The following is a 13504-nucleotide window of genomic DNA, read 5'->3' on the forward strand; positions in this document are numbered from 1 at the left end:
GGGCGGCCTCTTCGACCTGAGCGCGCAAGCGCTGGGCGGGGGGGGGGGGGGGGGGGGGGGGGGGGGGGGGGGGGGGGGGGGGGGGGGGGGGGGGGGGGGGGGTTCCTGGGATGGGGGAGACGAGGGGGCGGTCAGGAGTCGGGGCCCGCCGACCGTGGCCGTCACCGGAGCGCTCGGCGAGCGCGGGCCGGTGGCGACCATGAGCGGCAGGAGGGGTCAGGCGGTGGGCGCCTCGGCGCTCACCGGGCGCTCACTGGCGAGCGGGGCGGCCTCTTCGACCTGAGCGCGCAAGCGCTGGGCGGTCGGGCGCGAGACCGGCTTGTCGGACAGGGCCGCGTCGGTGAGCGCGTCGCGGATCTCGTGCCAGTGGGGGCGGCGCCCGAGCTCGGTGTAGAGGAGGCGGATGCGAGCGTGGCGGCGCTCGGTGAGCGCCTCGGTCTCGCTGCGCGTACGAGCGTCCTCCGCTCGCTGAGCGTCTGTTGCCTGCGGGGCACGCTCACCTCGGTGAGCGCCGGAGGTGAGCGCCGGGCGCTCACGCTCACCGCCCGCCGTCTGCTCGGTGAGCGCGCTCAGCTCGGGGTGAGCGCCGCGCACCGGTGAGGAGGTGAGCGTGCTCGCCTCGGGGTGGGTGTGCTCGGTGTCCGCTCGCTCGATGGTGGGGGCGTCCTGGGGGGTGAGCGTGTCGGCGAGCGCGGCGGGCGCCTCGCCGAGCTTGAGCGCCATCCGCTGCTCCAGCGGAGCCTTGCTCCGCCACCGGCGTCCGTAGGTCTCCTTGAGCTGTGCTCGCAGGTAGGTCTGCTCCTGGAGGCGGGTGAGCGCCTCCTCGTAGGAGGTGATCTCCCACAGGATCATTCGGCGGCGCAGCCGGGCGGTGGGGATCGGGGCGAGGATCCAGCGGGAGCGGCGCACCGTCTCCATCCGCCTCTTGCCGGTGACCGCGCCGATCCGCGTGCCGTACACGTGCGAGGCGATCTCGGAGAAGATCACCCAGAGCAGCGTGAGGGCGGCATGCCCGATGCGGCCTCCGGGGGTGGTCGACGCCTGCCAGTTCAGATAGACCGTCACCGCCGTCAGCGCGCGGGGCACCCAGCGGATCCAGCGCAGCTCCATGCCCATCCGGATGAGGATGAGGTTGGCGCCGGTGAACGCGGGGATCGCGACGTCGATGCCGACGGGGAGCAGCCACGGCCAGTCCCAGCCCCAGGAGGCGGCCTTGGTCTCCAGCGCGGTGTAGGAGGACAGCAGTCCAAGGGTGGAGACGATCGCGGCCGCCAGGACGATCCCGACAACCAGCACCAGCTCCTGACTGGACAGCGGCGGCACCCCGCCGGTGGGGCGGGCCTCATCGCGGGCCTTGCGGCGCTTGGCGCGCGACTCGGTCCGGATCTCCCGGCGTCGCGCCCGCTGCACGGTGCGCTGCGTCGCCGCCTCCAGGACCCGGTCCGCTTCGGCGCGGGCCTGTTCGGCGGCGGCCTTCTCGGCCGTGGCCGTGGCCGCCGCCTCCCGGGCCGCCGCCGCGTCCGTCTCGGCCTGCTCGCGCAGCCGGGCGACGTCCCTGTCCGTGGCTGCCCGCAGCTCCTCGGCGGAGGTACGGGCGTCGGTCAGGGCGCGCTCGGCGTCCTGGCGAAGCCCGGCCGCCGTCTTCTCGGCTCCGGCTCGGATCTGCATGGCCTGGCCGTCCGCGCTCTCGCGCATCCGGTCGGCCTCGCCCCGCGCCCGCTCCAGCACCTGGTCGGCGTCGGTCGTCGCACGAGTACGGGTCTCAGCCGCGGTGCGCTCCGCACCGGCCAGCAGCTCGGTGCGCACGCTCTCCGCGTCGGCGAGAGCCTTCGCGGCGGCCTGCGCCGCCTCGGTGCGGACCTGTTCCGCCTGCGCGGCCGCAGTGGTGGTGACCTCCTGCGCCTGGCGGCGCGCGTCGGCGAGCAGCTGCTCCGCCGTCGCTTCGGCGGCGGCCCGGACCTGGTCGGCGGCGGCCGCAGTCGTGGCGGCCTCCGTACGGACCCGGTCGGCGTCCGTCGCGGCGGCGGCCAGGAGGCGGGACTGCTCGGTGGTGGCCGCCTCGATCACCGAGGCCGCCTCCGAGCGGGCGCCGTCCAGCAGTTCGGCGGCGCGGGCCTCACTGTCGGCCAGGAGGCGGGCAGCAGCGTCGGCGGCCAGGTCCCGCAGGTCGGCGGCGCGGTCGGCAGCATCAGCCGCGACCGGGTCAGCCGCCAGAGGCGGTGCGGTGAGGGCAGAGTCCGCGTCGGGCGGCAGCTGCTCGGCCTCGGCGCGCGGCGGCCCCGGGCGGGACGTCTTCCTACGGGCGGGCCTCTTATTGCGGCGGGTGGCGGCCACGCCGCCTCCTTCCAGGTCGAGGCCGCCCCCGGGGAGTCGGGGGCGGCGAGGTTCACGGGCCGTGGGTTCAGGCCTGCTGGCCGGGCAGCAGCGGCGACTGGTTGACCGTCGTGTGCTGCTGGGTGAGCCAGGCGAGCGCGGCGGCGTTCATGCCGTCGGCCGCGTCACCGGCCCTCAGCGGGGCGGTGTCGATGTCGGCCATCGCGTCGGCCGAGGACAGCAGGCGCATGTACTCCGGGCGGGCAGCAGGGACGAAGTCGCCTGTGGCCACGGCCGTCAGGTCGTACCTGCCGTCCATCCGGCACCGCTCGACCCGGCACACGAAGGTGTGACCGGCCTTCCCCGTCCAGAACAGGGACGGGCTGCGGTACAGCACGAAGTCGTCCTGCTGAAACGTCGTGATGGTGGTGGTGCTCTGGGCACTGGCGTGCACGGCAACTCCTCAAGCTCGTGATGGCGGCCGAAGTGGCCGAAGTGAAGGGCCCGGCGCGCCCGCCGCTCCGGGGCCGGGAAGGCGACGGAGCGGCGGGCGCGCCGGGATCAGCGCTGTTTCCGCAGGCGGGCGAGGTAGGCGTCCTGGAACCGCTTGAACTCGGCTTCCAGGTGCTGGCCGTCCTCGCATCGCGGCGCGTCCGGCGAGCACTGGGTGCAGGTCGCACTGTGTGCGCGGCGGGCGGCGGCGGCCTTCATGTACCGGTCGTACAGAGCGTCACGCGGACGCGGCGTGTCGCTCACCGGCGGTTCTGCTCCGAGCGCCGGTTCTGCTCCGCGTTCTTGCGGGACAGTTCTTCGCGCTCGGCGTCGGTCAGGCCGACCGTGCTTGTGATCGTGGCGGTCATGAGGCCACCGCCATCTCGGCGAGGGTGCGGCGGGCGCGGCGTCCGGCCTGCGCGGCTCGCGTGTCGCCGTCGGCCGTCAGGTGACGCACGAGCTGGTGCAGGGCGGCGACGCGGTCCTGCTGCTGGGGGTGCGGGCGGGCCGCGGGCTCGGGAGCCGGCTGGCGCCCGTCGCGCTCGTGCGGGATCGGCCTCGACGGGAGGCCGGGGCGGGTGGTCCCGGCGTCCTGGGCGTGGGTAATGATGTGCATGCGGATCTCTCCTAGATCGGTCCGTGCAGGCCCCCGGCACACTCATGGCGCTGCAACGCCGTGCCGGGGGTCGCGCCATTTGTGGCGCAGTGAGCGGACGGGGAATGGCACCCTCGACCCCAACCCCTGGGGTCCTCTACAGATCCGCTCTCGGGCTGCCATCGGCCAGCCCCCCGCTCAAGACCTCACCCGCAGCAAAAATGCTGGTGAGAGGGCTGTCTCGTCACAAGTGACGGCAGGGGCGCCGCGCCCGAAGATCTTTCAGCTCGCTGTTGAGTTCTCAAGGACCGAGCAGCCACCCATCACCCCGCCCGCGAGCGAGTTCACTGAGGCCGCCTTGTCGCCACCGCCATGCACACATGAAGGTACGCATCGCTTCGCTGTAGGTACTTCTCGTACCTTGCTGGCTCCATGAAGGTACATGGATCTAGCTAGAGTTGCAACTGTTGTACCTTCGGAAGCGAGTGATGTACCTTCAATGTGTAAGACCGATCCGACAAACCGGGAGCAGACATGGCATACAAGTCACCCGGGATGGGGTACGCCGACCTGGCCTCCCATTTCCGGGCACGCATCAAAAGCGGGGAGCTCGCCCCTGGTGATCCGTTGCCGTCCGTGGTTGAAATTCGAGGCCAGTTCAACGTCGCGACCAAGACAGTCAGCCGCGCGCTCGGAGTCTTGAAGTCCGAAGGTTTGGTGACCTCACGTGGGTCGCTGGGCACAGTCGTCGCCAAGAATGCCCTTGTGATCACGGGGACCGACCGGCTAGATCGCATGGCTCAGAACGGTCTGCGATACGCCCCGGGCGAGACGTCCAAGGGGCATCGCGTCATGCGACGGTCGGTCTACGACCCGGTCGTATGCAACGCATTGGACCTAGAGCCTGGCGAAGAGGCGGTGATCCGTATCCGCGTATTTCAGCAGGATGATGTACCGACGACCGTAGGGGTCTCGATCTACCCGCCGCACACAATCGCTGCGGTTCCTGAACTGGCCGACGACGTTCGCATGGTCAAGCAATTTGGCGAGCTCTACACAGAGCGCACCGGCCGTGACGTCGCAAAAGGGCAACGAACCGCTCATGCACGCCAAGCGTCCCAAGCCGAGTTGGATGCGCTAGAGATCGACGCGCCGCCTCACTCCGCCGTCCCAGTCGTGGTCACCACGGTTGTCTTCCACGACGACGAACGCCCCTTGGGCTACTGGGAAGACGTGTACGCCCCAGGCACTCACGTCCCGCTCCCAGACTGACGACCTGACCGTGTCGCCTTGCCGGGCAGCTCGTGTCGGTTGGTTGCACCCGTCGGTTTTCGACACTCCGATATGCGCCACCTGGCATTCCTTCCTGCTTAAGAGGAGGAAGATGTGCACCGCGAAACGCGAACAGGCCCCCGAAGGGGCCTGTCGGTCGCGTTGTCGGTGTGTGGAAGCCCGACACGCGATCAAGCACCTGAAGAGGAGGTGCCTGCGATGCACAGCAGGCTACGCGTATCCATTGACGACAGACAGTCTGGCTTCGGCGACACGCCGAGCGGCATGTCACTCGCGTCTGCGCGAGCCCCGTAAATGCGAGAGCCGCCACCTGCTGGAACAGGTGACGGCTCTCAAAGCTGACGACTCACTCGTTCGATGCCCTGAGTCGTACGTCGGCGGTATCGCCGGGTGCCCTGACCTCTGGTCGAGGCCCGGCAACCACGACCAGGATAACGAAGCTAACTAGTCAAGCGCAGCATCCAGTTGCGATGGCCCTGGTCACCCCGCCTACGTGCGCTCTACCCACCTAGGGAGAGACCGCACCCCATGCACCACCCTCACCACCCTCAGCACCCGACCCCGCACGGCACGTCACAGCGCACGTGGACCAGGATCGGTGATCCACGGCACTGGCGACAGATCGTGCAGGACCACCCGGTGTTCGGCGACAAGCGGCTGTCGCTGACGGCGCTCGGCGTGTTCGCGCAAATCACGTCCGTGCCGGTGGGCGAGACCTTCACGGCAGCCGACCTGGCGGAAGTCAGCAGCGACTGCCTGGCAGTGGCCGAGGCCGGCCTGGCCGAGCTGGCGACGCACGGCTACCTCGCGGCGGTGGCCCGGTGACCGCCAACGGCTTCATCCGCCGGGGCCCGATGGCCGCCGACGTCTTCGAGCAGCAGTTCACCCGGATCCACAACGCGGTCTTCCGCGACCCGCGCATGTCCTACAAGGCCAAGGGCATCTTCGGCCTGATCACCACCCACCGGGACGGCTTCGGCCTGTCCATCGAGTCGCTGACGTCCTACAGCACGGACGGTGTCAGCGCCGTGCGTACGGGCCTGAACGAGCTGGAGGAGTTCGGCTACCTCCAGCGGGACCAGCAGCGGGTGGACGGCCCGACGAAGGAGAACCCGAAGGCCAAGAAGGGCTCCTTCGGGTCCGTCGAGTACTTCATCACGGACATGCCGGACGGGCTGCTCATCAGCATCCCGGCCCCGGAGGGCGGCGAAACGGGAAAGCCCAGCTCAGACCCGTCATGCGAAAACCGCACGACGGAGAAAAACACCAGCTCAGGACCGTCATGCGATTTTCCGCATGCGGATGAACCGCATGCGGAGGATCACCTACATAAGAAGAACAATCCCCAGAAGAACATCTCTCTCTCTGGCTCGCCGTCGTCCCCCGAACCACAGGAGCCGGACCCGGCACAGACGAAGACGAGAGAGAAGGCTGCGCCCAACGACACAAACCCCGAGCCCGCTACTCCCGATGCCTCCGCAGCGGCTGACCAGGGAGCTTCCGAAGCGGGTCGGATTTCCGACCCACCGGGGTCGGCGGGTCGGAAATCCGACCCGGCTGCGCCGGAAGACAAGCCCGCTCCGGCTGCCGAGGTGCCCGCGCCCCGCGACGGCCAGGCCGACGACGAGCAGCGTGCCGAGCTGCTGGAGATGCTGCTGGGGCTGCCTGGGCGGGAGCGGATGAACCGCGGCGAGGTGTCGGAGATGCTGCTGCCGCTCGCCGTGGAGGCTCTGGTCCTGGGCTGGACGGTGGCGCGGCTGCGCGAGCACCTGGCCCGCAGCTGTGACCCGGAGCGGGTCTACAGTCCTGTCGCGATCTACCGGTCGCTGCTGAAGAAGCTTCCGCCGCTCACGGCGGGGGGCACGGGCTCTGGCCGCCCGGCCGCTGAGATGTGCGAGCGGCACGCGACCTACCGGGCAGGGGACTGCCCGCCGTGCCGTCGCGCCGAACGCGAGCAGCAGCAGGGCACCTCGCAGCCTGGCCCGGTCGACGGTGCCGGACTCCTGGCCCGGCTGCGCGCCGGTCAGCCCGCGTAACCCGCACTGCCCCCTCTTCGCACATGCCTGTGGCGGCCACTCCCGTCAAGAACCGGCCGCCACAGAAGGACCCCGAAGGAGATCCCTGTGGACATCGTCGCATCCCGCACCGCGCCCGACGACGAGCAGCTCACGCGCTCCAAGCGCGCCCCCGATTTCGACCGCATCCCGCCGAACGACCTCGATGCCGAGCAGTCCGTCCTGGGCGGGCAGCTGCTGAGCAAGGACGCCATCGCCGACGTCCTGGACACCCCGATGCGCCAGCGCGACTACTACCGCCCCGCGCACGAGACGATCCAGGCCGCGATCTGGCACCTGTACGGCAAGGGCGAGCCCGTCGACCCGATCACCGTGACCGCCGAGCTGACCAAGCAGGGCGACATCACCAAGGTCGGCGGGCCCTCCTACCTCCACACTCTGGTCCAGGCCGTGCCCTCGGCGGCCAACGCCGAGCAGTACGCCGAGATCGTTCACGAGAGGGCCGTCCGGCGGCGGCTCATCGAGGCCGGTGTGCGCATCACGCAGTTCGGCTACTCCGGCGAAGGCGAGATCGACGACGTCCGCAGCGCCGTGGAGGCCGAGATCCTCGACGCCCTGGCGACCCGTGAGCAGAGCGCTGGCTACACCTACGTCCGCACCGATATCCCGTCCTTCTGGGACCAGCTCGACGCCCGGATGAAGGGCAGCGCCAAGCTGACCGGCGTCCCGACCGGCTTCGCCGACCTGGACCAGCTGACCAACGGCCTGCAACCGGGCCAGCTCATCGTCATCGGCGCCCGCCCCGCCATGGGCAAGTCCACCGTGGCCCTCGACATCGCCCGCGCCGCTTCCGTACGGCACGGCCTGACCTCCGCGTTCTTCTCCCTGGAGATGGGCCGCTCCGAGATCGTCCAGCGCCTCTACAGCGCTGAGTCCCGCGTTCCGCTGCACCACATCCGCGCCGGAACGGTCACCGAGGACGACCTGGACCGCATGGCCCGGCGCACGGCCGCCATCGAGGGCGCTCCGCTGATCCTGGACGACTCCCCGAACCTGTCCCTCACCGAAATCCGCTCGCGCGCCCGGCGCATCAAGCAGGCCAAGGGCGGCCTGGACCTGCTGATCGTGGACTACCTCCAGCTCATGCAGTCCGGCTCCGGCCGCCGTGTGGAGAACCGCCAGCAGGAGATCTCCGAGATCTCCCGCAACCTCAAGCTGCTCGCTAAGGAGCTGGAAGTCCCGGTCATCGCGCTGTCCCAGCTCAACCGCGGCCCCGAGGGCCGCCCCGACAAGCGCCCGCAGGTCAGCGAGCTGCGAGAGTCCGGCTCGATCGAGCAGGACGCGGACATGGTGATCCTGCTGCACCGCGAGGACGCCTACGAGAAGGAGTCCCCCAAAGCCGGTGAGGCCGACCTGATCGTCGGCAAGCACCGCAACGGCCCCACCGCAACGATCACCGTCGGATTCCAGGGCCACTACTCCCGCTTCGTGGACATGGCGCAGACCTGATTCCCCGGCAGCAGCCGAGAAAGCCCCTGAGTGCCCCTCTCCGCGACGATCTCCCGACCCGTGCCCGGATTCCCCGTCCGGGGCGGAGATCGTCACGGAGGGGCCCATGCAGACGATCATCCGCCGGAGCCATCCGGCGGCCGTGAAGGAGAACCGCGATGGGCATCATCGACGACGGCCTGAACAGGGCCGTGCAGCAGGCATTCACCCGCCCGATCCCCAAGTCCGCGGGGGCGCAGATGCGGTACCTGGTCCGCCAGCTCAAGGGCACCCGCGCGGTGGCCGGCGCCCTGGGCATCTCCCAGCGCACAGTCGAGCGCTACGTCCGTGATCAGATCCGGCGCCCGCGGGCCGACCTCGCCCTGCGCCTGGAGGCCGCCGTCCGCGATCGCTGGCAGCCCCGTGTGCGGGAGCAGGCACGCCGCCAGGCCGCCACCAGTACCGGCATCGTCGTCCAGACCCGGGCCCGCTTCGGCTTCACCGCCGCGCCCGGCACCACCGACGACGCCCGCCTGCGCCACCTCACCGTCGCGCTGCCCCGACCCACGCCGCCCGGCTCTTCGACGCCCAGGCGGCGGGCGCCGACGAGCAGCAGCTGCGCGACGTCCTCGCCGGAGGCCTGGGCGAGATGTACTTCCGCGACGGCGGCCACCGCGCCCACGACCTCGAAGTCGAGCTCACAGACATCGAGCACCTCGATATCGACCTCTGAGGCCCTTAGGCTCGGTTCCAGCGTTCGTGCAGGTCAGATCCGCCAAAGATGTCCGTCGGGACTCCGTCGGGCACCATCGGTCCGACGGATGCGTCCGTCAGGCTCACAGGGGCCCGACGGACGGTTCGACGGAGTCCTGACGGACGTTCGGATCACTCCGCCGGAGTGGAGTTCGACCAGCCACCGATCTGAGCCATGGCACCTCGCCACAATCCCAGGTACTGGCGAGCACCTCCGCTGAGAAATGTGGCGTCCTTCAGGTGCACAAAGTGGAAGTTAAGCGGCTGGTCCGCCTCATCTTCAGTGTCCTCGGCATCCGTGAGCTGCGTGATCTGGCTCAGTACATCGCCAGCGAACTGGCTGGCCTGGCTGACCTCCGCAAGCCAGAGCTTCTGCCAGACTGACCGCTTGATCAGCTGGCCATAGACCAGACCACCGTTGACGTTGAAGGACACGCCCACGCTGCTGTCATCCTTCGCATGTTCGAGCATGCCAAGCACCGCATACAGGTAGAAGTCATGGATGGCCTGCACGGTAACGACCGGTGGAGACAACTCAGTTGCGTCGTACTGGTCCGGGGTTTCGGTCACTGGTCCTCCAAACGATCGACAGGACGGCGCGTCCCGTCGATGAGATTAGCCAGCACCGCTGACAATCCGGCCCGGACTGCGTAAAGACGCTCCCCGCCCTGTAGAGGCGGACAGCCGCTTGTTCAGCGCACGCGTCCGAGGTGGATGACGCTGACGCGGATCTGCTGGTCGCTGACCTCGTACAGCACCCGGTACCGGCCGACATGGATGCGCAGCACATCGGCGCTGCCGAACGCGCCCTCGGGACGAGGATCGTCGGCGAGGTGGTCGATGGCCATGAAGACCTGGCGGACCCCGTCAGCATCGTCCCGGGCGAACTGCTCGGCCTGGGCGAGGGCCTCCGGCTCCCAGATGACCTCGTAGCTCACTCGGCTCCGCCGAACACCCGACGGTAGGCCTCCTCGTGCGACACCCCGGCATTCTCACCGCGGGCCTGGCGGGCGCGGTAGGCCGCCAGGGCGCGCATCTCCTGAAGCTCCAGGGCGTCGGCGGGGCTGACCAGTATGGCGATGGTCTGCCCGTGGTCGGTGATGGCGACCGGCTCCCGGGTAGCGCTGACCTCCCGCGCAATAGCACCCAGGCGGGCCCGCGCTTCCACGATCGAATACGTCGTCTCCGTCATGCACACCACCTTACGGAAGTGTGCACATACGGTGCTGGCAGTCGTGCTTGGAGCCCTGCGGGGGTTGAGTGCCAGGTCCTGGAGTCAGCAGGCGTGCATGCGGCCTGTCCGGCGGCATCCGGCAACCATGGCCAGTCCGGGCTCCACCGCAGTTGATCACCGCACGCTAGAGAGCCTCTGCGGATCCGCGAGTGGTCGAAGGCCGACTCGACCGAGTAGGACCCGGGTATGGCGCATTTGCTGCGCTGCTATGAGGCCTAAAAACACCGCAGCGAGCCCACATGGAAGATTTCTAGACGCGGGAACCTGCTCAGTTTCGGCCAATGCGCTTCGGTCAATGGAATTGGCAATCCCGAACCTCAGGAAACGCTCAAGAAACCCACGTTTCGCTTGCGAATGGACACCATGCGTGACAGATTTTGTTTCGCGACGCTGCTGGGGAGTGCAAGAGATGTGGCGTCACGGTGAAAGGACAACAGTAAATCAATGTGGGGGGAATGAAATGCCTTCGTATCGAAGAGGAATGGCCCGACTGCTGACGGCGGCCGTGGGTGTAGCTGTATTGGCGGGGGTTCCGAGTACTGCAACGGCGGATTCACGGCCGGCTGCCACTAACGCCGCGCCCGCCGCCAGCGCTACGCCCAAGGCGTATGTCGACTGGCTCAAGAAGAAGGCAGAGGCCGGCGACGTTGATGCCGTCGATTTCTCCAACAAATTCCAGGCGCTCTCTGCGGAGAAGCAGGTAAAGTTCCTCGAATACATTAACGACCGGCGTTACTTCGACGTATTTGCGAACACGGTCGAGAGCCAGGGTTCGGCCCAGACCGCTGCCGCCCGGACCGTAATGGCAGACGGCGACGTCGTCGTCGAGAGCGGCGGTGACTCCGGCGCATCAGATGCCCAGGCCGCGGGTGGTGGTGACTCCAGTCCCACAGCTGCCCGGGCCACGGATAAGTGGGCTTCGCACTGGGTGAAGGTCAAGTACTTCGGCCTTGAGGCAACTAAGGTCACGGTCAAGACCTCCTACCGGGTCAGCGGGAAGAACACCACCAAGGTCTACCCCGGAAGCGCATGGCACAAGAACTACATAGCGGGCACCGATCTCACGCACACTCCAGTCGATGAATGGATCTCCGCAGAACCTGCGGATAATGCACATTCAGAGACTATTTGGACATTCGAGTGGTGGACGGGCATCGAGGACACGGGGCGCCACCGCGTTTGGGCTGACTACAGTGGCTTCAAGGGCGGATATCTGAAGACGTGACACCGATACAGGTGGTCATGATTTAGAGGCGCAGTAGAGCCATACTCTGGACGCGCGGGCCTCAGGGAGGGCAGTCGAAGAAGCCGAGCTTTTTCGACTGCCCTCCTCCGGCTCAACATGGATGGCCTGAACCTGGTTGGGGCGGTTTTCAGCTCGTGCATCGTCAGACAGTCCGGCTCTCCGCACAGGTGCAGTAGGGTGCATGGAGAATCAGATGGCTACTTCAGCGATTACGCAGGAGGCTTAAGGTTATGGGCGTTCTTAGTGCGCAGGTTGTCATCCAGCTTGTGGTGGTAGCGGCGATTGTTGTGGGGGTGGCCTGGGTAGTTGCACGGCGGCGTAAGCGTCACTGACACGAGGGCTGGATAATGTCCTGACCAGTTCAGTGGGTGTGGGTTGACTTACGGCTCGGCGAGGTGAAACGAGTTTTCCGTGCATTCCTCTAGCACTCGTGGTCGATCACTGGTATATCGCAGCCCTCGTAGAGGTAGCCGGAGGCTCTCTGGGAACAGTCTGTGCGCCATTGTGAATCCTTATCATGCTGCTGCCTAAACATGGCGGCCCGCGTGAGATAGGTACTCGCAAATGGCGCACAGTCGTTTTCGGTGCCAAGAACTTGCTACGAATGATGAGCGTTACTGAATTCGGACGGCCTCCGTCGCAGGGCCTCGGTACTAGGCCAGGTGGAGGTCGGCGGCTCAGCCGTCGAGGGCGAGTGGGCCGCCCGAAACCGCGCAGGGCCGATATATCGCGGGTGGGCTGTACGGCTGCTGTGTTCCGTCTCTGAGGAGATCTACGGTCGGAAGCGCAGACGAAGGAGCCGGGTTGCGCAGGGAGAGGTCAGAGACTGATCCCATTTAGGTCGGTGGCGGACCCGTGCTGGCCTACGCGAACCCGTCCGCCTTCAGGCGTACGAGGGGCCGCAGACGCTCGCCGAACCGCGCGCCGCGCTCGCCAAGAGCAACCTCACCAAGGACGCGGCCATGGCCGCCAGGACCTCGGTCCGGCCCCGTGGCGCTGTGTGCCGTTCTCCGGCGCTCTTCCCTCGTCCTGGCTCCTCAGGCCAGTAGGAAGCTGCTGGGCCGCCAACGAGGGGCCCTGGTGCCGTCCAGAGCGGACTGGGGCACGGTCGTTCCCCCTTCGTTGTCGAGTGAGCGGTTCGAATGCTCGGATCGCCGTGCCGGGCACACCGTGGACCACTCGCCCCCAAGCCGCGCAAGGCGCCGCCCAGAGGCGTAGCGCCGTCCGTCAGAGGGGTGAGAAGTGTCCCGCGCGGGACACGACAGACAGCGCTGCTCCTGGTGCTCGATGGCTTGGTAAGGGTTGTCCCGCCTGTTGTCCCGGTGGTTGTCCCATGAGGCGTTGTCCCGGGCTGTGACCTGGGCTGAGGGCGGGTTCCCCCAGGGTTTCCGGGGACCCGGGACAACCGGGACAGGGGTGGCTGTTCCGGTTGTCCCGGGGCGGCGCCTGGTGGCGTTCGGCGGTGTCAGGGCGTGGTGTCTGGTGGTGACATCGGGGTGCGGTGACGCCCCAGACCAGGTGCACGTGACGTCCATCGCCCTCCCGCTTCCCAGCAGAGCCCTATCTGGCACCACCTGGTGACGCAGGCTGTTCCCGGGGGTGTGGTGCCCTTTCGCCAAGGTCACATGCTGCATCAGGTCGTGATGGTGGTAGGGCGTGATTCCAGAGTTCATCCCGCGTGGTAAATGAAGCACGTTTGTGGGAGGCTTCCGGAGTGGCCCCGGGCGGGCTGCTCCGGTGGTTTACCACGGTGGTGGCGTTCTGCTCCTGGACGTGCTCCAGGCCCTCGTCCTCAGTGTCCACGTCTCGTCTCTGGGCTGGCACAGCATCCCGGCACCCCTTCTTGCTGCCGTTCGGGCCGTGAGGCCCGTAGGCGTGCCGCGCGAAGCGTGACACGCCTGGCCGATGGGGGTGTTGCTGCCGCGTCTTGAAGTGGCTGGAGCGCAGCGGAGGCCGGCCGCAGCGCGCGGAGCGGGCTGCCTGCCCTTGCGGTTGGGTGGCGGGCGCGGAGCGCGTGCCACCCGGCGGTGAGCGGAGCGAGCCGTTTTCGCTCACGCGGAGCGGGAGTGTATGGG

12 protein-coding genes and 1 pseudogene are annotated in these 13504 nt (G+C 68.2%); 6 read left to right on the top strand and 7 right to left on the bottom strand.

The features are described from left to right. Nucleotides 1–216: 216 nt before the first annotated feature. From AB8Z36_RS00855 to AB8Z36_RS00870, 4 genes are all read right to left on the bottom strand, one after another. Nucleotides 217–2334 carry a DUF2637 domain-containing protein gene (locus tag AB8Z36_RS00855; RefSeq protein ID WP_369211206.1) on the bottom strand — a complete coding sequence of 706 codons (2118 nt, stop codon included), beginning with the start codon at nt 2332–2334 and terminating at the stop codon, nt 217–219. 67 nt (nt 2335–2401) lie between these two features. Next, nucleotides 2402–2767, bottom strand: coding sequence for a hypothetical protein (locus AB8Z36_RS00860; RefSeq protein WP_369211207.1), 366 nt, complete (start codon nt 2765–2767; stop codon nt 2402–2404). Nucleotides 2768–2874: 107 nt separating this feature from the next. Further along, entirely contained in the window at nt 2875–3069 is a 195-nt protein-coding gene (locus AB8Z36_RS00865) for a hypothetical protein (RefSeq protein WP_369211208.1), read from the bottom strand. Between the two features lie 100 nt (nt 3070–3169). Next, complete coding sequence (locus tag AB8Z36_RS00870; RefSeq protein ID WP_369211209.1) at nt 3170–3421, bottom strand: hypothetical protein; 252 nt, start codon at nt 3419–3421, stop codon at nt 3170–3172. Between the two features lie 513 nt (nt 3422–3934). On the opposite strand from AB8Z36_RS00870, the gene AB8Z36_RS00875 reads away from it, so the two are divergent. The 5 genes and pseudogenes from AB8Z36_RS00875 to tpg all read left to right on the top strand — a co-directional run bounded on the left by AB8Z36_RS00875 (nt 3935) and on the right by tpg (nt 8929). Next, a complete protein-coding gene (locus AB8Z36_RS00875) occupies nt 3935–4672 on the top strand; it encodes a GntR family transcriptional regulator (protein ID WP_369211210.1) in 738 nt (245 codons plus the stop codon). Between the two features lie 660 nt (nt 4673–5332). Further along, nucleotides 5333–5518, top strand: coding sequence for a hypothetical protein (locus AB8Z36_RS00880; RefSeq protein WP_369211211.1), 186 nt, complete (start codon nt 5333–5335; stop codon nt 5516–5518). Beyond that, nucleotides 5515–6729, top strand: a complete 1215-nt coding sequence (locus tag AB8Z36_RS00885; protein WP_369211212.1) for a hypothetical protein — start codon at nt 5515–5517, stop codon at nt 6727–6729. Before AB8Z36_RS00880 ends, AB8Z36_RS00885 begins: the two co-directional genes overlap by 4 nt. A gap of 93 nt (nt 6730–6822) precedes the next feature. Continuing rightward, on the top strand, nt 6823–8217 hold the full coding sequence (gene dnaB, locus AB8Z36_RS00890) for a replicative DNA helicase (RefSeq protein WP_369211217.1): 1395 nt from the start codon (nt 6823–6825) through the stop codon (nt 8215–8217). Between the two features lie 158 nt (nt 8218–8375). Beyond that, a pseudogene (tpg, locus tag AB8Z36_RS00895) lies at nt 8376–8929 on the top strand (telomere-protecting terminal protein Tpg). Between the two features lie 152 nt (nt 8930–9081). Here tpg and AB8Z36_RS00900 read toward each other — a convergent pair. The 3 genes from AB8Z36_RS00900 to AB8Z36_RS00910 all read right to left on the bottom strand — a co-directional run bounded on the left by AB8Z36_RS00900 (nt 9082) and on the right by AB8Z36_RS00910 (nt 10141). Further along, on the bottom strand, nt 9082–9519 hold the full coding sequence (locus AB8Z36_RS00900; RefSeq protein ID WP_369211213.1) for a hypothetical protein: 438 nt from the start codon (nt 9517–9519) through the stop codon (nt 9082–9084). A gap of 122 nt (nt 9520–9641) precedes the next feature. Next, on the bottom strand, nt 9642–9887 hold the full coding sequence (locus AB8Z36_RS00905; RefSeq protein WP_369211214.1) for a type II toxin-antitoxin system RelE family toxin: 246 nt from the start codon (nt 9885–9887) through the stop codon (nt 9642–9644). Continuing rightward, on the bottom strand, nt 9884–10141 hold the full coding sequence (locus AB8Z36_RS00910) for a type II toxin-antitoxin system Phd/YefM family antitoxin (protein WP_369211215.1): 258 nt from the start codon (nt 10139–10141) through the stop codon (nt 9884–9886). The genes AB8Z36_RS00905 and AB8Z36_RS00910 overlap by 4 nt, the downstream gene beginning before the upstream one ends. A 523-nt stretch (nt 10142–10664) precedes the next feature. On the opposite strand from AB8Z36_RS00910, the gene AB8Z36_RS00915 reads away from it, so the two are divergent. Then, on the top strand, nt 10665–11408 hold the full coding sequence (locus tag AB8Z36_RS00915; protein WP_369211216.1) for a hypothetical protein: 744 nt from the start codon (nt 10665–10667) through the stop codon (nt 11406–11408). Nucleotides 11409–13504: the final 2096 nt, after the last annotated feature.

It is taken from the genome of Streptomyces flavofungini (genome assembly GCF_041028215.1).
In the GTDB taxonomy this organism is placed as follows: domain Bacteria; phylum Actinomycetota; class Actinomycetes; order Streptomycetales; family Streptomycetaceae; genus Streptomyces; species Streptomyces flavofungini_B.